A 17,347-nucleotide genomic window follows, 5' to 3' on the forward strand; every position below is an offset into this window, starting at 1 on the left:
GACGGGGGGAGATCGCCGGTTGTGCGCTTCTCGGGTTCCGTGCCGCGATCAGGTGTGCAGCAGGGCGCGCAACGCGTCGCGCTCGGCCCGGTCGGCCGAAGCGGCCCGCAGGGTGGGCGCGGAGCTGACGAGCAGACGGGTGTAGTCGTGCCGAGGGTGGGTGATGACGTCTCGGGCGGCGCCGACCTCGACCAGTTCGCCCTGGTAGAGCACCGCGACGCGGTCGGCGATCCCGGCGACGGACCCGAGGTCGTGCGAGATGAAGACGATGGCCACGCCGTCGGCGCGGAGTTCCTTGAGGATCCGCAGGACCTGCACACGGTTCGCGGAGTCCAGAGCGCTGACGGGCTCGTCGAGGATGACCAGCCGCGGCTCGGTGACCAGCGCCCTGGCTACCGCGACACGCTGCCGCTGGCCCCCGGAGAGCTCCCCCGGCAGCCGGTCGAGCAGTTCCTCCGAGAGGCGCACACGGGCGAGGAAGGTACGGACCCTGCCGGCCGCCTCCGCGCGCTCGACGCCCTGCACGAGCAGCGGCTCGACCAGGGACTCCTCGACGGTGAGGTCGGGGTCGAGGCTGCGCAGCGGGTCCTGGAAGACGTACTGGACCACACCGCGGCGGCGCAGGCCGCGCCACTGGCGTGGGCCGTACGCGCTGACGTCCTCGCCGCCGATGACGATCCGGCCCGCCGAAGCGCGGACCAGGCCGAGCACGGTACGCGCGAAGGTGGACTTGCCCGACCCCGTCTCGCCGATGACGCCGACGGTCTCGCCCGGCGCGACGCTCAGCGAGAGTCCGTGCAGGGCGCGGCGACGACGGCGGCGCAGGCCGTAGTGGACGTCCAGGCCGGTGACCTCGAGGACGGCGTCCGGGTGTGTCCCGGCGGACTCCTCCCGGGGGAGTGCGGCGGTCATGAGGCCTCCGTCGGCGTGAGGAACTTCTCCAGGCCGTACTGCTCGTGTTCGGCGATGAGTAACTGGGTGTATTCGTGCCGTGGGTGGTGGAGCACCGCCTCGGTCGGACCGTGCTCCACGACCTCCCCCCGACGCATCACGAGTACCTCGTCGCACAGCTGGGCGACGACGGCTAGGTCGTGGGAGACGACCACCAGGGCGAGACCGGCGCGCTGACGCAATTCGGCGAGCAGGTCGAGGATCTCGGCCTGGACCGTGACGTCGAGCGCCGTCGTGGCCTCGTCGGCGATGAGGATCCGCGGATCGGCGGCGATCGCCGCCGCGATCAGGACACGCTGGAGCATGCCTCCAGAGAGCTCGTGGGTGTACTGGCCGTAGACCAGCTCCGGGTCGCGCAACTGCACCGCCCGCAGCAGCTCGACGGCGCGTTGGCGCGCTTCCCGCCGCTTCAGCCCCTTCTTGACCCGGACGACCTCGGCGATCTGCGGGCCCACCCGGATCGAGGGGTTGAGGTAGGACGCGGGGTCCTGGAAGACCGCGCTGATGGTGGCACCACGCAGTGCCGTCCACTGCTCGGGGGTCAGGGTCGCGATGTCGGTGCCGGTGATCTCGATCGAGCCGCTGGTGACCTCGAAGTGCGGGGGCAGGATGCCGAGCGCGGCGCGGCAGGTGAGGGTCTTTCCGCTGCCGGACTCGCCGACGATGCCGACGGCCTTGCCGGGGGTGAGCTCGAAGCTCACCCCGTGGACGAACTCCCGGTCGCCGGCCAGGTCACTGATGTGTATCCCGCGGACGGCGAGCACGGGCGCGGCTGTCGCCCCGGTCGTACCCGCGGTGGCGGTTGCTCCGGTCGTACTCGTCGTAGCGGTCGTAGCGGTCGTAGCGGTCGTAGCGGTCGTACCCGTCGGGGTCGCGGCGGTCGTACCGGCCGCGTCCGCGGTCGCGGCACCGTGGGTCCTCGCGTGGGCGGTGTTCTGGGACAGTGTCGTCATCACGCACCTCCGGTGGGAACGGGATCGGGCTTGCCGAGGCGGTTGGCGCGTGCCTTGCGGTTGTTGACGAACGCCCGGCCGGCCTCTCCGGAGACGTCGCGGATCGCGTCGGCGAGCAGGTTGGCGGCCCAGACCGTCACCATGATCAGCAGCGCGGGGGCGAGGGGGGCCCACGGCTGGTAGCTGAGGTAGCCGAGGTCCGAGGCGAGCAGACCGCCCCAGGTGGGCGCGGGAGGCTGGACCCCGATGCCCAGGAACGTCAGGCTCGACACGATGATGAAGCCGACGCCGATGGTCTGGGCGAGCGCGACGGCGATCGGCGGAAGCACCTTGACCCACACATGGCGCCGTACGATCCAGCCGATCGAGGCACCGGAGACCAGAGCGGCCTCCACGTACTGCGAGCGGGCCACGGCCAGCGTGGCGGCGCGGGCCACCCGGTAGAAGAGCGGGGAGACCAACGCGCCCGTGACGAACATGGCCTGGGTGATGCCGTTGCCGAGCAGTGCGATCACCGCGACCGCGAACAGCAGGAACGGCAGCGCGACCAGGGTGTCGGCCAGGCGGAGGGTGACCCACTCGAAGACCCGGCCGAGGTAGACGGACAGGATGCCGGGGACCGCGCCGACCACCAGCGCCATCAGGGCGACCTCGAGCGAGCCGAGCACACTGACACGGGAGCCGTCGAGCAGCCGGCTCAGCACGTCACGGCCGAGGTGGTCCGTGCCGAGCCAGTGGGTGGCCGACGCGGCCGCGAGCGTGTGGTCGCTGGTGGCGAGGGGGTCATGCGGGGCGAGCAGCGGTCCGAGGACCGCGAGCAGGGCGATCACGGTCAGGACGGCGACGGCGATCCGGCCGGACGCGAGTGTGAGGACGTGGCGCACCATGGTCATACCCCCCGCTGGGACGCCGGCGTCACGCGCGCCAGCACCAGGTTGACGATCAGGTTGAACAGGACGACCAGGACGATCGACACCACCAGGACGCCCTGCACGGCCGGTACGTCGCCGGCCTGCGCGGAGTCGTTGGCGAACCTGCCGAAGCCCTGCAGGCCGAAGATCCACTCGGTGACGACGGAGGCCCCGACGAGCGCGGGGAACTTCAGACCGAGGGTGGCGAGCGCCGGCCCGATGCCGTTGCGCAGCACGTGCACGAGGAAGATCCGGCGTGGGCTAAGTCCGCGTACCACCGCGCCCGTCACGTAGTTCTCCCGGTAGGCCGCGACGAGACTGCCGCGCAACTGGCGGGCGACGTCGGCGACTACGTCGAAGCTCAGCGCGATCGCCGGGAGGGTGATGTGCGCGAGCCACGGGCCGATTCCCTGCCGGGCCGGGATGTAGCCGGCGGAGGGGAACACATGGAGCCCGACCGCGAAGACCGCCACGAGCACGATGCCGACGACGAAGGCCGGCATCACCGAGATGACGGTGACGAAGCCCGTGATCGCGCGGTCGACCCAGGTGGTGCGCCGCAGCGCCGCCACCGTACCCAGGACGAAGCCGAGGAGTACGCCGATGACGAGCGCGAACGTCGCGACGGAAAGGCTCACTTCAAGGCCCAGGCCGATGAGCGTGGAGATGTCGGCCCCGTTGGTCCAGCTGGTGCCGAGCTGTCCGTGCAGGACACCGCTGAACCAGTCCCAGTACTGGACCAGGAAGGGCCGGTCCAGCCCCCACTGGGACTCGACCCGGTGGATCGCCTCGGGAGTCGCCTCTTCGCCCAGCTGGATCCGCGCCGGGCTGAGTCCGCTCAGCGACCGTAGCGCGAACGTCACGAACGTCGCGACCAGGAAGACGGGCACGAAGATCGCGATCGACCGGGCGAGGGCGACCAGGACACGGCCCAGCGTGTGCCGCACCCTGGTCACGGCGACCCCGCGACGCAGGGCGGGCGCGGTCTGTACCGCTGTCGTCGTCATGGAGTTGCCCCCTCTCTGTAGTGGACTGAGGTCAGTTGCCGCTGGAGATGGTCACGCCGGTCCAGTCGATGTGGGCCGGGTTCTTCGGCAGGTCCGAGATCGCCTTGCTCTTGGCGATGAGGTTCGGCTGCGAGTACGTGAAGACGAGGGCCCTGCTCCGCAGCCCCGCCCGGGTCGCCGCCTGCAGCACCTTGGCGTAGTCCGGCGCGTCCAACGGAGTCTGGCGGACCTTCGCGATGGCGGCCTCGAAACCGGCGGGCTCGTACGGTGAACTGAGGTTCAGCGGGCCGTTGGGACCGAAGTGGGCGGTCAGGGTCTGCGCGGCGGAGTCACGGCCGGTGGTCCCGTACAGCGAGAACTTCAGGTTCTTCGCGAAGAACGGGGTGGCCCAGTTCTTGTCGACCTTGATGGTGACGGTGATGCCGACCTTGGCCAACTGCGACTGGACGATCTCGGCCTGCGGGTCGTCCGCGGGGATCACCAGGTCGAGCTTGATGTCGCCCGCCTTGTAGCCGGCCTCGGAGAGCAGCTTCTTCGACTTCGCCGGATCGTAGGGGTAGTCGGCCTCGGACTTCGGGTCGTAGGCCACGTAACCCTTGGGGAACGGCTGGTCGGTGACCTCGCCGTAGCCGAACGTCAGCTTGTCCACGAACTCCTGACGGTTGATCGCGTAACGGACGGCGTCGACGACCTTGTCGTTGTCGAAGGGCGCCTTGTTGATGTTCAGGCTGAGGTTCGAGGCGTTGAAGCCCGGCTGTACGAAGACGTCGAGGCCGGCCTTCTTGGCGGCGGACGCCTGACTCGGGTCGAGGTCGGCGAAGTTGTAGACGCCGGTCTGCAGACCGGAGACGACCGTGGAGGCGTCCGGAGCGGAGGTCAGCTCGACGTTGTCGATGTGGATGTTCTTCGCGTCCCAGTAGTCCGGGTTCTTCTTGAGGACCGCCTTGGTCCCCGGGATCAACTGGGTGACGGTGAACGGACCGGCGCCGACCGGGTTCTGGTCCAGTTTCCCGGGGTTCTTCGCCGCTCGGGGACTGGCGATCTGCAGGACACGCTCACCGAGCAATTGAGGGATCTGGTAGTCGACCTGGGTCAGATGCAGGACCGCGTTCAGTCCTTCGGCGTCCACCGACTTGATGGAGGTCAGGTCGCCGAAGAGCGCGGAGTTCTTCTGCTTCTGGGCCCGTTCGATGGCCGCCTTGACGGCGGCGGCATCGACCGGTTGACCGTCACTGAACTTCAGGCCGGGGCGCAGATGAAAGGTGATCTCGTCACCCTTCCCGTTGTACTCCCAGCTCCTGGCGAGGTCCGGAACGGCCTTGCCCGTCTCGTCCGTCCGGGTCAACGAGGCGTAAGTCAGCGCGAGTTCGCGGAACTGGGCGCCGCTGCCCCCGACCACCGGGTCCCAGTGGGCCGGGAAGTACGAGGACGTCCACTTCAACGTGGCACCGCCACCCGCGGCGGCGGTGTCACCGCCGCACGCGCTGAGGGAGGGTGCGAGCAGTGCGACGAAGGCGGTGGCGAGGACGGCGGCCCGCGGGCCACGGGACCGCCGGGAGGAAGGGAGGGCCAGTCTGCGGTGCTGGGTGGTGAGTTGGGCGGGCATCGTTTTCTTCCTGTGGTGGGCCCCGGCCTGCGTCGCGGCAGGAGGAGCGGTGCGCGACGGGCGGAGCGGAGGCAGCGAGCAGGAGGAGAAGAAGGTGCGGAGAAAGGAGCGGAGGCGAAGGAGCGGGGCTCGAGGCCCTGCTCGATGCCCGTACGCACCGTCGACCGGGACCCGGCTGGGCATGCCGGGGGAGGCGACCGCGCATATTGGGTGCACGGCGCTCAGGGCAGGGAATGTCGGGGGCCCACGGTGACGGCCCTGGAGACGGAGAGGGCGTGCGACGGTGCACGGAGGCGCTGAGGTGGAGGCGCGGACGCGGGGGGACGGACGCGGCTCGGGCGAGTGGCGGGCGGCTGGTGCCGAGAGCGGCGGTCAGGCGCCTGCGGGCCGGGGGCGGCGAAAGGTCAGCGACAGAGTGCGCTGCTGGTGCGCCGCAGGTCCACGTAGCGGCACACCACACCGGGGTGCGTCGTGAGCATGTTGCACATCCTGGGGGCAGTCTCGACCGGCTGTCAATGGACACCAATTGGTGTCTCATTCGGCGGGACGGTCACTGATCGCAGATCAGAGACCTGCCGGGCCGGGCGAGGTGGTCAGCGGCCGGTGGCGGGATGCACCGCGGCCTCGTCGGGGTGCAGCCACAGGGGACCGTTGCCGGTGTCCACCCGCACGGCGTGCGCAGGCGGCCACGCACCGTCCGTGAGCTGCCGCCGCTCGGGATCCGTCAGGCTCCGGTAGCGCTCCAGCGCGTCCGCCGGGGAGAGCGGTGCGCAGACCCCCAGCAGTCCGGGACGGAGCGCGTCGAAGGCCGCCGCGTACTCCTCGAAGGGCCGCCAGCCGGGCACCGCGCGACACCCCGCGGGAGACCGGACCAGCAGGGTCGGCAGTGCGTAGCGGCGCCCGCCGTCGGCGGTCTCCTTGGCCGCGCCGGGATGCGGTGATCCGCCCCCCGGCGCCAGCACCTCGGAGACGGGCCGCCGGGCCTCCGCCCGGTCGGCGCGCACCTGGTCCAGCACCGTCTCCGACGCGGCGTCGGCCGTCAGCCGCCGCAGGTCGAGCCCCGGCGTGCCCCGCACCGCGGACAGCGCCAGCGCGGCGGTGTCCGCCGGTTCACCGAGCACGAAGACCGTCTCCCGCAGCCGTCGCAACACCCGGTCGGCCACGTCATGGCCCTGGAGTTCGGCGGCCTTGGCGACCAGGGAGGACGGCCAGGAACTGGCCGCCACACGGCTGAGCCGCAGGGCGTGGGGGGCACGGCTGTGCGCGCTGATCTCCTCGACGTAGCGCGCGTACCAGGCGGTCTCCGCCGCCGGGTCGGGCGGCGGGTCGTCGTCCTGGTCGAAGAGGATCGCGTACACCCGCCGCCAGCGCACCCGGCCGGCCAGCGCCGCTCGCAACTTGCGGAAGACGGGCTCCGATCCCCAGGCCCAGGGGCACAACGGGTCGGTGTACTCGACCACTTCGAGCGTCGGCGGCGCCGGCGAGCCGGTCACGCGGCGCCCGTCCGGGCCAGCCCTCCGGCCGCTGCCCCAGGCAGCAACGACCTCAGTGTCACCCCGCCCAGGACCGCCGCCGCACCCGCTTCGACCTCGCGCCACACCCCCGGCAGCGCCGCCGCCGGACCGGGATAGTCGAGGCCGTCCAGCGGCGCGCCGCGCAGGGTGATCAACTCGCCGTCCACGGCACGCGCGACGTCCAGCAGGGTGATCTCCTCGGCGGGCCTGCCGAGCCAGTAGCCGCCTTCGCAGCCACGCTGGCTGCGTACCAGGCCCGCTCTGCGCAGTTCGCCCACCACGGACTTCAGGAACCGGAAGGGGATCTCCTGCGAAGAGGCGATGGCCTCGCAGGTGAGCGGACGGGCGGGTTCACGGGCGAGCTCCAGCAGCGCCCGCATGGCGTAGTCCGCCTTCGCGGAAATATGCATGCGCACATCATGCCCGAGGAGCCTGCGGCGCGAGGGGCGCCGACCGGCTCACGCCCTACATTGCGGGAACGTTGCCGCAGGTGAACGGCAATGGACACCTCTTGACATCCATTTCGGGACCGCCCTAGCGTCCCGGCCATGAGCGAGCCGTCGACGACCCCTGGTGAAGGCTTTCACCCTCATCTCCACGACACCGCGGGCCGCCCGGCGGCACCGCTGCGCACCCGCCTGCACCACATCCGGTCCGACTCCCTGGACGGTGACACCGCGCAGAGCGGCGGCATGCGCAGGTTCGCGGCCGTCAGCGGGAGGAACGTGGGTTCCGAGAAGCTGTGGATGGGCCAGACCCACGTGGCACCCGCCACCTCCTCCTCCGACCACCATCACGGAGAGTCCGAGACCGCCATCTACGTGGTGAGCGGACACCCCGAGTTCGTCTTCCTCGACGACTCGGGAAGCGAGCCGGAGGAGGTGCGCCTGCGGACCTCCCCGGGCGACTACATCTTCGTCCCTCCGTTCGTACCGCACCGGGAGGAGAACCCGGACCCCGACGACGAAGCGGTGGTCGTGATCGCCCGCAGCACCCAGGAGGCGATCGTGGTCAACCTTCCCCACCTGTACGTGCCTCCGGCCGACGAGACGTGAACTCCCGTCCGTCCGTGGCCGGTCGGCGGCTCCGAATCACCGGTCGCCGACGCGGGCCAGGACGGCCGTGACCTGTTCGCGCACCAACTCCGAAGCCGTGGAGTGGAGTGCGCCGATGTCCGTACGGTCCAGGGTGTGGAGCACCTGCGCGGAGTCCGTGCCGCACTCGACGCTCTCGCAGAGGACCTCGTAGCCGTCCCGGACCGCGACCCGTAGGCGGTGGCGTCCGTCGTCGTCGGCGTGCACGGCGGTGGCGACGACGAGGGGCGGCGGTCCGCCCGCATCGCCGGACACCTTGTGGTAGCCGCTGACCCTGGGTTCACGCCAGTGGAGGCTGAGCAGGAGATGGCGCTTGGCGATCACCTCGGCCAGGTCGGTCTCGTAGACCCTGTCCGGTTCCAGCACCGTCGCACCGGCGTCCAGCACGAGTGCCGCGGGCAGCAGACAGCGCAGCGTGCTGCCGACGAGGTTGCCTCCCACCGTGGCCGTCCGGCGCACGGCTCCCGTGCCCACCGAGCCCGCCGCCCGCCGCAACACCTCTGGCACGCGGTCGTCGATCCGGTTCAGGACCACGGCGGAACCCAGTGACCCGGGCCCGATCGCGTTGGCCTCCGGCAGGTTGCGCAGGGACATGGCCCGTTCGGGGAAGCCGTCCCGCTGCCAGGCGGCCCAGACCAGTGTCGCGCCGCCTATCGGCTCCGCCCCCTCGGCCATGCACTCCTGTGCTTCGGACACGGACGTGGGCAGACGCAGCAGCATGGCAGCCGACCCTGCTTTCCTGGGGAGTTGGCGACGGTGGAACGCGGCAGCCCAGTCGTACGAGCGCCGGCATCTGCGCATTCTCCCCACGGATGCGGGGGCGCATGCAGGGCTCATCGTTTCACCTCGCGCGCTTCTCGCCCACAGGCCAACGGCGGGTCCGGCCGTCTCCCCGGACGGCCGGTGCGGCACGTTCGCGGGCACCACGCCCAGAGGCCGGAGCCGCTTGACCAACTGCGGCTCCAGCCTCTTTTCCTTCCGTGCGGACGGGTCCTGCCGGTGTGCAGGGACTACGGGTGGAGGACGACCTTCGTGTAGCCCTCGATCCGCTTGTCGAACTTGTCGTACGCCGACGGCGCCTGATCCAAGGGCATTTCATGGGAGACGACGAAGCTGGGCTTCGCCCGGCCCTCGATGATCATGTCGCGCAGGAAGCGGTTGTAGCGCTTCACGTTGCACTGACCCGTCCCGATCCTCAGCCCCTTCTCGAAGAGCTTGCCGATCGCCACGAGGAGCATGCCGTGTTTGGCCTGCTCGTCCGGGCCGCCGGGGTCGGACGGGACATAGAGCCCGGGTACGCCGACCGCTCCGGTCGCCCGGACCGTCCCCACGAGCGAGTTGAGGACGGTCGCCGGCTCCTCGCGTTCCGTGCCGTGCGCCGTGGCCTGGTAACCGACGGCGTCCACGCCCTTGTCGGTACCGATGCCCTCGGTCTGGTCCTTGATCTGCTCGACCGGGTCGCCCTCGGCGAAGTTGATCGGAACCGCGCCCATCTCCTCGGCCTTCTGCAGCCGTTCGGCGATGCGGTCCACGACGAAGACCTTCTTCGCGCCACGTATCAGTGCCGAGTAGGCGGCCATGAGTCCGACCGGTCCTCCGCCGTACACCGCGACGCTCTCGCCGGGCCGGACCTGTGCGAGTTCACAGCCGTGGTAGCCGGTGGGGAAGATGTCGGCGAGCAGGATGAAGTCGTTCTCGTGTTCCTCTCCCGGCGGGAGCTTCAGGCAGTTGAAGTCGGCGTAGGGGACGCGTAGATAGTCGGCCTGACCGCCCTTGTACGGGCCCATGGCGACATAGCCGTAAGCGCCGCCCGCGAAACCGGGATTGACGGTGAGACAGTATCCCGTGAATCCCTCGACGCAGTTGGTACAGAAACCACAGGCGACGTTGAAGGGCATGACCACGCGGTCGCCCTTCTTGAGCGCGGTGACGCCTTGGCCGATCTCCTCGATGATTCCCATGTTCTCGTGGCCGAAGACGATGCCGGGTTCGGCAGCGGTGCGACCCTCGTACATATGCAGGTCCGAGCCGCATATCGCGGTGGAGGTGATGCGTACGATCGCGTCGTTCGGGTGTTGGATGCTGGGCCTTTCAACCTCTTCGACCGCCACGGTGAACGGTCCCTTGTACACAACGGCCTTCATGGCTGTCACCTCCGTCGGGAATTACGCGTCCGGTTGTCACCCCCGCCGCCTCGCCGCTTTCATCGCGTGACCCATCTCTCATGATTGTCCGGTCTGTCCGATCGGACAAGCCGGTAATGTCGGCATGAATGGCATTCCGCTGCCGTAGCGAGAGAATGGAAAGGGAGAGCGAAAGGTGTCAGCACAGAGACTCGGAACCCTGCTTGTCCCCGTACCCGGACTGTCCGGCACCACGTACCCGCCCGGGACGACCGTGACTGTCCGCGGTCGAGGCGCCACGGTCGACGCCTTCGTCAACGGTGACTGGCTGCCTCTGTCGTGGTGGGAATTCTCCGACGGTCTCCGCGAGGACATCGCCGACCGCTGATCCCGGCCACCGCCGACAGCACCGTCCGCTGACATCCCCGCGTCGCCCGGGTGCCCGTTCCCATCGTGTGCCACCGCACTCACGCGGACCCCGGCGGAGCACCCTCAGCTCCCCACCGCGCCCGCGGACACCTGGTGCGGGCCCTCGTCCCGCCGTCGCCACCGTCGCGACGACCGCTTCGCCCGGCACGCTGAGTCCCTTGTCCCCGCCGGTGTCGTCGCCCGCGGAAAGCCGGCTGTAGCCGGTGACGGCGGCCGTCAGGCCCCGCTCCCGTGCCGCCGCGCGGACCGGACGGTCTACGGAGTCCGTGAGCGGGTCGTGGAAGCCCTCCGACTACGGTCCGTAGAAGACAAAGAACGTACTGTGCCCGTCCTCGGTGGGGAAGCCCGGGTCGCCGGTGCTGTCCTGGTCGAGCACCTGGACGCCGCCCAGCGCGCGCAGTCGCCGCGCGACGGCGGTGACGTCCGCGCGGGCGGTGGTGCGGCCCGCCGGTACGGCGAGCACCGGCAGACAACCCAGATCGGCCGAGACGCCGTAGGTGCGGGCCGGCGCGGCCCGGGTCTCGGAACCCTCCTGGCCGGGCAGCGAGAAGTCCGACGACAAGCGGTCCGGCAGCCGCCCGGCCGCGGCGCCCCCGGCCGGCACGACGACCAGCCGGAAACCGATCACCCACCGGCGCTGGCGCAGTATGGAGTGCGCGAACGTCTGCTCACGTTCTCCTCAGCGGCCGGTCCGGATGGTCGTCATCATCGCCATGTCCTCGTGTTCGAGGTTGTGGCAGTGCAGCAGGTACCGGCCGGCGTAGTCGTCGAACTTCGAACTCGACGAGAACGTCCTGCGTGCCCTGCGCGCCGGCGCCGGCGGATTCCTCGGTAGGAGCGTCGAACCCGTGGACCTCCAGGAAGCCGTCCGCGTGGTGGCCGGCGGCGAGGCACTGCTGTCGCCGAAGGCCACCCGCGGTCTCATCGGCCGGTTCCTCGACGAGCCGACCTCCGGACCGCTGCCCTGCCCGGTGCTGCTCGACGGCCTCACCGAGCGGGAGCGCGAGACCATGGAAAACTGGTCGCCGCCGGGTTCTCGAACGACGAGATCGGCGAGCGGTCGTACGTCTCCCCGCTGACCGCCAAGACGCATGTCAACCGGGCGATGATGGCCCTTGGCGCACGTGACCGCGCCCAACTCGAGGTCCTCGCCCATCAAAGCGGCTTGGTCCGGGCCGGCGACCTTCCTGTCCAGTGACCGCGACGAGAGGCGCCATGCGGCGTCGGCCCCGTCTCCGAACCGGCCCGGCACCGGTGGTCCGGGCCCGGTGAGCACCTTGGGCCCGTGGCCGCCACCAGGGCGGACCACGGGCCTACGGTCAGGTGTTCAGCGGACCCCAGGGTCCGTCAGGGGAACTGAGTGATCTTGGACGGGACGGTGTCCGTCCCCGAGGTGGGTGCGCCCGTGTTGTTGATGACGTGGGCGTACTGACCCTTGCCGCCGAGCGAGATCACCAGGATGTCGTGCATCTTGATGCCCGTCTTGACGGGGACCTGGAAGCCGTGTTGCTGGACGATCGTCGGATCGGACGTGAAGTTGCAGTAGCTGCCCAGACCCCAGGCCTCGTGGACGTTGACACTGTCCGCGACCTTGTAGGCGGCGTAGCCGACGATGCCGTCATGGGTGATGGCGGCCGCGTTCGGCACGTCGTAGGCCTTCTCGTTCTGGAAGAAGATCGTCCGGCCGCGTTCGCCGTTCCAGAGCACGTCGTACTTGTTGAAGTGCTCCACGAACAGACCGGTGGTGAGGACGTCGTCGCCGTTCACCACCAGACCGTAGTCGGCCCGGTTCGTCTCCCAGCCGACCCCGGCGCCGTGGTCGGCGCGCCAGAGCCAGGTGTGGTCGATGATGGCGTCGTCACTGTTGACCACCACGGAGTTGGTGGCCAGGCCGGGACCCGCGCCGCCGATGCGGACGAACACGTCCTGCATGGTCGTCGGGTTGGCGGCGTGGTCGGCCGAACTGCCCGCCGGGCCGATCTGCAGCAGTGTGTCGGACCGGGCCGAGCCCGCGTCGATGAGGAACCCGGCAAGCCGGACGCCGTCGACGTCGGCGACGTGCATGGCGTCGACCCCGTTGTCGGGAACGATGGTGGCGAGTCCGAGCCCGAGCACCACGGTGTTGGCGCGGTTCACGTTGATGGTCTGGTCGAGGTGGTACACGCCGGGCGTGAAGAGGAGGTTCAGGCCCTGGGCGAGCGCCGTGTTGATGGTCGCGGCGGTCGCGCCGGGCTTGACGACGTAGAACTGGTCCAGCGGGAGCGAGGTGCCCCCGGCGTTGGCGGGCCAGGACACACCGCGGGCGTTGGTCCGCTTGCCCGGCACGAACACCTTGTAGGTGTTGCTGTCCATGTACAGGAACGGCTTCTCGCGGGAGACCGGTGTGTTGTCCAGGGTGGTGTACGGGCCGCTGTCGAAGTTGGTCGCCGGCGCGCCCTGCACACCGGAGAACGTCATGTTCCAGACGCCGTTCGTCCAGCCGCCGACCGAGCTGTCACGGGTGTACCACTGCTGCTGCGAGTACGGGCCGACCGTGCCGTCGATCTTCGAGTCGGCGATGTAGCCGCCGGACGCCCAGCCGTATCCGTTCGGGGCGAGGTTGAGGCCGCCCTGGACGTGGATGCGGCGGAACGGGGCGGCCTGGGCGACGGCCCAGCGGTCGGTGCCGTTGACCGGCTTGATCGCCAGGTTCTCCGCGGAACGCCAGAAATTCTGCGTGGCGTTGCCGTTGAACCAGCCGGCGTCCACGGTGATGTCACCGTTGATCTGCGTGTCGTCGGGGTTGAGTCCGAGCCCGGAGATCGAGGTGTAGAAGCCGAGTTGCGCGTTGATGCCGTTGTACGTGCCCGGCTTCAGCAGGAACTGGTAGCGGCCGGAACCGAACTGGCTGGACTCCTGCTGGGCGAAGACCTGGTCGAACTTGGCCTGCAGATTGGGGGTGCTGGGATCCACGACGATGACGTTGGGACCGAGGTCCCCGCCGCCCTCGACCGGCGGAGTGCCGGTGGACTCGGTGTGGACGGCGACCTCCCAGAGCGAGTAGCCGTAGGCGGTACCGCGGACAGTCCCGTTGACGCGGAGGTAGCGGCCCGAGCCGCTGACGTCGTACGAGGCCGTGCCGCCGGTCCCGTTGGTGACGGACTTCAGAGTCGTCCAGTCCTGGCCGTTGGCCGAGGACTGGATGGTGAACTCCTTGCCGTACGCGGCCTCCCAGTTGAGGTCGACCTTGCAGATGTCCTGGACCGAGCCCAGGTCCACCTGGAGCCACTGTGGATCCGCGGCGGCCGACGACCAGCGGGTGCCGGTGTTGTCGTCGAAGGCGCTGGAGGCGGGTGTGCCGGCGTTCTCCGTGGACGAGGCGGTGGCCGGCTTGCCCTTGGCGGCGTTGGCCGTGCCGCAGTTCCCGGTGGGGGGAGTGCCGGTGTCGCTGGTGCCGAAGACCTGGAACTCCCAGAGCGAGTAACCGTACTGCGTGGCCCGGGTGACGCCGCTCATCCGGACGTAGCGGCCGTGGCCGGCCACGTCGAGGGTGTCGGTGCCGCCGTCGCCGCCGGTGACGGACTTGATGTCGGTCCAGGAACTCCCGTTGTCGGAGACCTGGATCTTGTAGTCCTTGCCGTAGGCCGTCTCCCAGTTGAGGACGACCTTGCTGAGGGTGGCGGCTGCCCCGAGGTCGACCTGCAGCCACTGTGTGTCGGAGGCGGCCGAGGACCAGCGGGTCGCGGTGTTGCCGTCGACGGCGTTCGCGGCGGGTGTTCCGGCGTTCTCGTCGGAGGAGGAGGTGGCTGTCCTGCCTTGGGAGAGGGGGGTGTCTGCCGCGGCAGCGGGCGATGGGGCGGGGAGGGTGATGAGCGCCGCCGCTGCGGCGAGCGCGATCCCCAAGGATCTGAGTCTCATGCGTTCACTCCGTTCGAAGGAGGGGACGGGTCGTGCGGGCCTCCCGAGGCCGTGCACGACTCGTAACAGGGCACGCCGGGGCGACCTCCGTACCGAGATCCGTGCTGTGGCCGAAGGGGCCAGGAGGAGACGAAATGGCTTACAGAGCTGCTTAGTTCAGGCTTTGATTTAAGTCATGAGGCAATGTGCGGGCAACCCCTTGGACGCGTCTTCTTCACAGGCTCCGACGACGACGGGGATGCCGACGGCACGGTCCGTACCGGGTGAGCTGCCCGGACGTGCCCGGCATGGCCTGACGGCGGAGAGGGCCGCGATCAGAAGTTGAAGACGATGGCGACGCCTCGGAGGGCGTCCGCTCTGTCGGCTGCGGGCCTCTGTCGTGACAGGGAGTGCGAGGAGACGCCCCTCGGCGCCCTCGTCCGGGTGCAGAAGATGAACACAAGCGGGGGAGGGGGCGGCAACCACCCGTTCCTCCACGGCTCCTGATGATCCGTCAATCCAGACTCGCGGCGGGCGGGCCTGGATCTCGAACTGTGCCACGACGTCGTCGACCGCGAGCCCGGTGACGATACCCGTCAACGCGTCGGGCACGGACGTGGGCGGCCCGCCGACTTCGGCGCGCTCGCCCTCCGACGCACGCCGCTGGGCGAACCGCGCGAGCCCCGCGTCGAGCACCCGGTTCCCCGACCCGTCCCTGCCCGGGGGCAGCCGCCCCCGTCCGCCCGGCGGCGTGCGGTCTCCGGACGTACCCTCAGCATGCTCGCGGCCTGGCCAATGCTGTACGTCGGCACACGTCGGCACACGTCGGCACACGGGAACCTTGACGTGCGCCGCGGGACGGTGGCGCTTCCCCCTCCGTCCGTCCCGGGCAGGGCGGAGGAGGGCGGGGCGGGTGCGCGACGGGTGGGCGGCGGGCAGGTCCTGTCAGGCCGGTTCGGCGTAGCGCGAACCCGCGAAATACCGTGCCGTCCGCTCCACCTCGTCGCCGTCGCGCAGCCGGCGCAGCTCGACGAGCGGGTAGGCCCGGTGTCCGTCGGTCAATTCGTGGGGCAGGTCGAAACCGAGGCCGGGGACCGGCCACAGCAACAGCCACAGGTGCTTGTCGGTCGCGCCGGGTCTGCGGGCCACGGCGACCGCCACCACCTGGTCCCAGCCGATCGCCACCTCAGGGACGTCGGCGCTCTGTACGGCCAGGCCGTCCGGTCCGATCCGCAGGCGCAGGGGCCGCACCCAGCTGCGGTAGGACAGCACACTCAGACACCACCCCAGCATCGCGCCCAACGGCGCGAGCGCGGCGGCTGGTTCGGGTCCCCAGGGGAGATGGCCGGTGAACAGCGGGACCGTCGCGGCCGTCCCGGCGACGGCGAGGGCGAGCGCCAGCAGCAGCCGAGCGCCGGTGTGGCGACGTGCGGTGAAGGTACGTGCCGCGACGGCGGGGTGCTCCACGGCCCGGGGGGACGCGGCGGCATCGGTCAGCGGCCCGAAGCCGGGGCCCTGCAGCGTCACGGGCCCGGGTGCCACCGCCCGGCGCAGCCCGTGCGGGGCCGCTTCGAGGCGCGGGCCCGCGTACCGGGTCAAGGCTTCGATCAACTGATCCAGACCTTGGTCGAGTTCGGCGGCGTCGGCCACGTCGTAGAAGCGCCGGCCGCCGGTGACGGATGCCGGCAGGCCCGGCAGTTCCGCGCCCTCAGTGGGAAAGACGTGGAGACGCGGGGGCGGCGGAGCGGTGGGGCCATCGTCACTGTCCACGTTGACCGCCGCCCTGTAGTGCAGAGCCACGCCCTCGATCTGTCCCCAGCCGAGACCCCCGTCGACCAGCGTGATGCCCTGCTCGTCGACGCGCAGGCTGAACGGGCGCGCCGCGCGGCGCAGTTCCCGGATCCCGGTGAGGACTCCCAGGGCGGCCAGGGCCATGAGGAAGTAGGCCGGGTCACGGTCCCGGCCGTTCGCCAGGACCGCCCACACGACCGCCCCGGCCTCGGCGGCGAGACCCCATCCCGTCCGGCGTCTTCCGTTCGCGCGCAGCCGTCCGCTTCTCGTGAATTCCATCATTCGCCCCCTTGCCGCTCTCGCGGCTCTCTGGTGGTCCCTCCGGCTCGTGGATCCACCGGGACTTCCGTCCGGCCCCGAGCCGCTTCGCCTGCTCTGCCCTCCAGGACGCCGCCGGACGCTCCGCCGAGGGGAACGGGGGATGAACAGACGGCGACCGTCGATGCTGCTCACGCCGGTGCCGCTGAGGGGCGCGGGTGAGGAACGGGGTATGGGTGTTGAATGGGATAGGGGGGTCTAAAGAGTGTCCTCACCCTCAATGGGCCCGGCGAAAGGTCCCTCATGACGAGCCTGACACGCGGACTGATGTACGGCGCCGCAGCGGGCGCCGCGGGAACCACGGTGCTCGACACCGTGAGCTACTGCGACATGGCGCTGCGCGGGCGTCCCGCCAGTTCCACACCGGAAGTGACCGTGCGCAGGCTCTCGCAGGAGCTTCACGTCCCCATCCCGGGCGAAGGTGAGAAGCAGGACAACCGGGTGGCCGGCCTCGGCCCTCTGACCGGCTACGCCGCGGGTCTCGGCATGGGAGTGCTCCTCGGTGTCGCGCGCGCCGCCGGGTGGCGTCCGGCCCCCGCGACCCACTATGCGGTGGCCGCCGCCGGAGCCCTCGTCGCCACCAATGGTCCGATGACGGTTCTGCGGGTCACCGACCCGCGTACCTGGTCGGCCGTCGACTGGGTCTCCGACATCGTCCCGCACCTCGCCTACGCCGTGGTGACCGTGGGGGTCCTGGTGCGGATGATGCCGACGGCCGGCCGTCGGCGCGGCTGAGGGAGCGACGACAGCACCGCGGCCATGGCACCGCGGACG

The 17,347-nt window shown here is 70.3% G+C and carries 15 protein-coding genes and 2 pseudogenes; 4 read left to right on the plus strand and 13 right to left on the minus strand.

Translation table 11 applies throughout. From position 1 onward, the window contains the following. Positions 1–48: 48 nt before the first annotated feature. The 7 genes from ACFVTC_RS26500 to ACFVTC_RS26530 all read right to left on the minus strand — a co-directional run bounded on the left by ACFVTC_RS26500 (position 49) and on the right by ACFVTC_RS26530 (position 7,352). Entirely contained in the window at positions 49–912 is an 864-nt protein-coding gene (locus ACFVTC_RS26500) for an ABC transporter ATP-binding protein (protein WP_390130983.1), read from the minus strand. Next, on the minus strand, positions 909–1,904 hold the full coding sequence (locus ACFVTC_RS26505) for an ABC transporter ATP-binding protein (protein WP_390130985.1): 996 nt from the start codon (positions 1,902–1,904) through the stop codon (positions 909–911). The genes ACFVTC_RS26500 and ACFVTC_RS26505 overlap by 4 nt, the downstream gene beginning before the upstream one ends. Further along, entirely contained in the window at positions 1,904–2,791 is an 888-nt protein-coding gene (locus ACFVTC_RS26510) for an ABC transporter permease (RefSeq protein WP_390130987.1), read from the minus strand. The genes ACFVTC_RS26505 and ACFVTC_RS26510 overlap by 1 nt, the downstream gene beginning before the upstream one ends. Before the next feature lie 2 nt (positions 2,792–2,793). Continuing rightward, a complete protein-coding gene (locus tag ACFVTC_RS26515; protein ID WP_390130989.1) occupies positions 2,794–3,822 on the minus strand; it encodes an ABC transporter permease in 1,029 nt (342 codons plus the stop codon). 31 nt (positions 3,823–3,853) lie between these two features. Continuing rightward, positions 3,854–5,428, minus strand: a complete 1,575-nt coding sequence (locus ACFVTC_RS26520) for an ABC transporter substrate-binding protein (RefSeq protein ID WP_390130991.1) — start codon at positions 5,426–5,428, stop codon at positions 3,854–3,856. A 593-nt stretch (positions 5,429–6,021) separates the two neighbouring features. Then, positions 6,022–6,921, minus strand: coding sequence for a DsbA family protein (locus ACFVTC_RS26525; RefSeq protein ID WP_390130993.1), 900 nt, complete (start codon positions 6,919–6,921; stop codon positions 6,022–6,024). Then, positions 6,918–7,352, minus strand: a complete 435-nt coding sequence (locus ACFVTC_RS26530) for an Rrf2 family transcriptional regulator (RefSeq protein WP_168532895.1) — start codon at positions 7,350–7,352, stop codon at positions 6,918–6,920. Before ACFVTC_RS26530 ends, ACFVTC_RS26525 begins: the two co-directional genes overlap by 4 nt. Positions 7,353–7,490: 138 nt before the next feature. Here ACFVTC_RS26530 and ACFVTC_RS26535 point away from each other — a divergent pair, with 138 nt between their 5' ends. Next, positions 7,491–7,997: a cupin domain-containing protein gene (locus ACFVTC_RS26535; RefSeq protein ID WP_390130995.1), complete on the plus strand. Its 507-nt coding sequence runs from the start codon at positions 7,491–7,493 to the stop codon at positions 7,995–7,997. Positions 7,998–8,033: 36 nt separating this feature from the next. Here the strand turns inward: ACFVTC_RS26535 and ACFVTC_RS26540 are convergent, their stop codons facing one another. Beyond that, the gene (locus ACFVTC_RS26540) at positions 8,034–8,756 is read right to left on the minus strand and encodes an FAD binding domain-containing protein (protein ID WP_390130997.1); all 723 of its coding nucleotides are present in this window, start codon (positions 8,754–8,756) and stop codon (positions 8,034–8,036) included. Positions 8,757–9,046: 290 nt separating this feature from the next. Then, on the minus strand, positions 9,047–10,180 hold the full coding sequence (locus tag ACFVTC_RS26545; protein ID WP_329294414.1) for a glutathione-independent formaldehyde dehydrogenase: 1,134 nt from the start codon (positions 10,178–10,180) through the stop codon (positions 9,047–9,049). A 175-nt stretch (positions 10,181–10,355) separates the two neighbouring features. Here ACFVTC_RS26545 and ACFVTC_RS26550 point away from each other — a divergent pair, with 175 nt between their 5' ends. Further along, positions 10,356–10,547, plus strand: a complete 192-nt coding sequence (locus ACFVTC_RS26550; protein WP_030190387.1) for a hypothetical protein — start codon at positions 10,356–10,358, stop codon at positions 10,545–10,547. Between the two features lie 333 nt (positions 10,548–10,880). Here ACFVTC_RS26550 and ACFVTC_RS26555 read toward each other — a convergent pair whose 3' ends face one another. Together ACFVTC_RS26555 and ACFVTC_RS26560 are read right to left on the minus strand one after the other, a co-directional pair. Further along, positions 10,881–11,216: a hypothetical protein gene (locus ACFVTC_RS26555; protein WP_390130999.1), complete on the minus strand. Its 336-nt coding sequence runs from the start codon at positions 11,214–11,216 to the stop codon at positions 10,881–10,883. A 51-nt stretch (positions 11,217–11,267) separates the two neighbouring features. After that, a pseudogene (locus ACFVTC_RS26560) lies at positions 11,268–11,342 on the minus strand (multicopper oxidase domain-containing protein); the annotation flags it as partial. A gap of 13 nt (positions 11,343–11,355) precedes the next feature. Here ACFVTC_RS26560 and ACFVTC_RS26565 point away from each other — a divergent pair. After that, a pseudogene (locus tag ACFVTC_RS26565) lies at positions 11,356–11,786 on the plus strand (LuxR C-terminal-related transcriptional regulator); the annotation flags it as partial. 149 nt (positions 11,787–11,935) lie between these two features. Here the strand turns inward: ACFVTC_RS26565 and ACFVTC_RS26570 are convergent. After that, a complete protein-coding gene (locus tag ACFVTC_RS26570; RefSeq protein ID WP_390131001.1) occupies positions 11,936–14,485 on the minus strand; it encodes a discoidin domain-containing protein in 2,550 nt (849 codons plus the stop codon). A 924-nt stretch (positions 14,486–15,409) separates the two neighbouring features. Continuing rightward, complete coding sequence (locus ACFVTC_RS26575; RefSeq protein WP_390131003.1) at positions 15,410–16,534, minus strand: hypothetical protein; 1,125 nt, start codon at positions 16,532–16,534, stop codon at positions 15,410–15,412. Positions 16,535–16,816: 282 nt separating this feature from the next. Between ACFVTC_RS26575 and ACFVTC_RS26580 the strand changes: the two genes are divergently transcribed. After that, the gene (locus tag ACFVTC_RS26580; RefSeq protein ID WP_390131005.1) at positions 16,817–17,308 is read left to right on the plus strand and encodes a hypothetical protein; all 492 of its coding nucleotides are present in this window, start codon (positions 16,817–16,819) and stop codon (positions 17,306–17,308) included. The last annotated feature ends 39 nt before the right edge of the window (positions 17,309–17,347 follow it).

The sequence above is a fragment of the Streptomyces sp. NPDC057950 genome, from assembly GCF_042887295.1.
Lineage (GTDB): Bacteria > Actinomycetota > Actinomycetes > Streptomycetales > Streptomycetaceae > Streptomyces > Streptomyces kaempferi.

Excerpts from the sequence above, each read along its gene's own strand:
- ACFVTC_RS26500 (WP_390130983.1), bottom strand. The coding sequence starts at position 912 with ATGACCGCCGCACTCCCCCGGGAGGAGTCCGCCGGGACACACCCGGAC.
- ACFVTC_RS26505 (WP_390130985.1), bottom strand. The coding sequence starts at position 1,904 with ATGACGACACTGTCCCAGAACACCGCCCACGCGAGGACCCACGGTGCC.
- ACFVTC_RS26510 (WP_390130987.1), bottom strand. The coding sequence starts at position 2,791 with ATGGTGCGCCACGTCCTCACACTCGCGTCCGGCCGGATCGCCGTCGCC.
- ACFVTC_RS26515 (WP_390130989.1), bottom strand. The coding sequence starts at position 3,822 with ATGACGACGACAGCGGTACAGACCGCGCCCGCCCTGCGTCGCGGGGTC.
- ACFVTC_RS26520 (WP_390130991.1), bottom strand. The coding sequence starts at position 5,428 with ATGCCCGCCCAACTCACCACCCAGCACCGCAGACTGGCCCTCCCTTCC.
- ACFVTC_RS26530 (WP_168532895.1), bottom strand. The coding sequence starts at position 7,352 with ATGCATATTTCCGCGAAGGCGGACTACGCCATGCGGGCGCTGCTGGAG.
- ACFVTC_RS26535 (WP_390130995.1), top strand. The coding sequence starts at position 7,491 with ATGAGCGAGCCGTCGACGACCCCTGGTGAAGGCTTTCACCCTCATCTC.
- ACFVTC_RS26540 (WP_390130997.1), bottom strand. The coding sequence starts at position 8,756 with ATGCTGCTGCGTCTGCCCACGTCCGTGTCCGAAGCACAGGAGTGCATG.
- ACFVTC_RS26545 (WP_329294414.1), bottom strand. The coding sequence starts at position 10,180 with ATGAAGGCCGTTGTGTACAAGGGACCGTTCACCGTGGCGGTCGAAGAG.
- ACFVTC_RS26570 (WP_390131001.1), bottom strand. The coding sequence starts at position 14,485 with ATGAGACTCAGATCCTTGGGGATCGCGCTCGCCGCAGCGGCGGCGCTC.
- ACFVTC_RS26575 (WP_390131003.1), bottom strand. The coding sequence starts at position 16,534 with ATGGAATTCACGAGAAGCGGACGGCTGCGCGCGAACGGAAGACGCCGG.
- ACFVTC_RS26580 (WP_390131005.1), top strand. The coding sequence starts at position 16,817 with ATGACGAGCCTGACACGCGGACTGATGTACGGCGCCGCAGCGGGCGCC.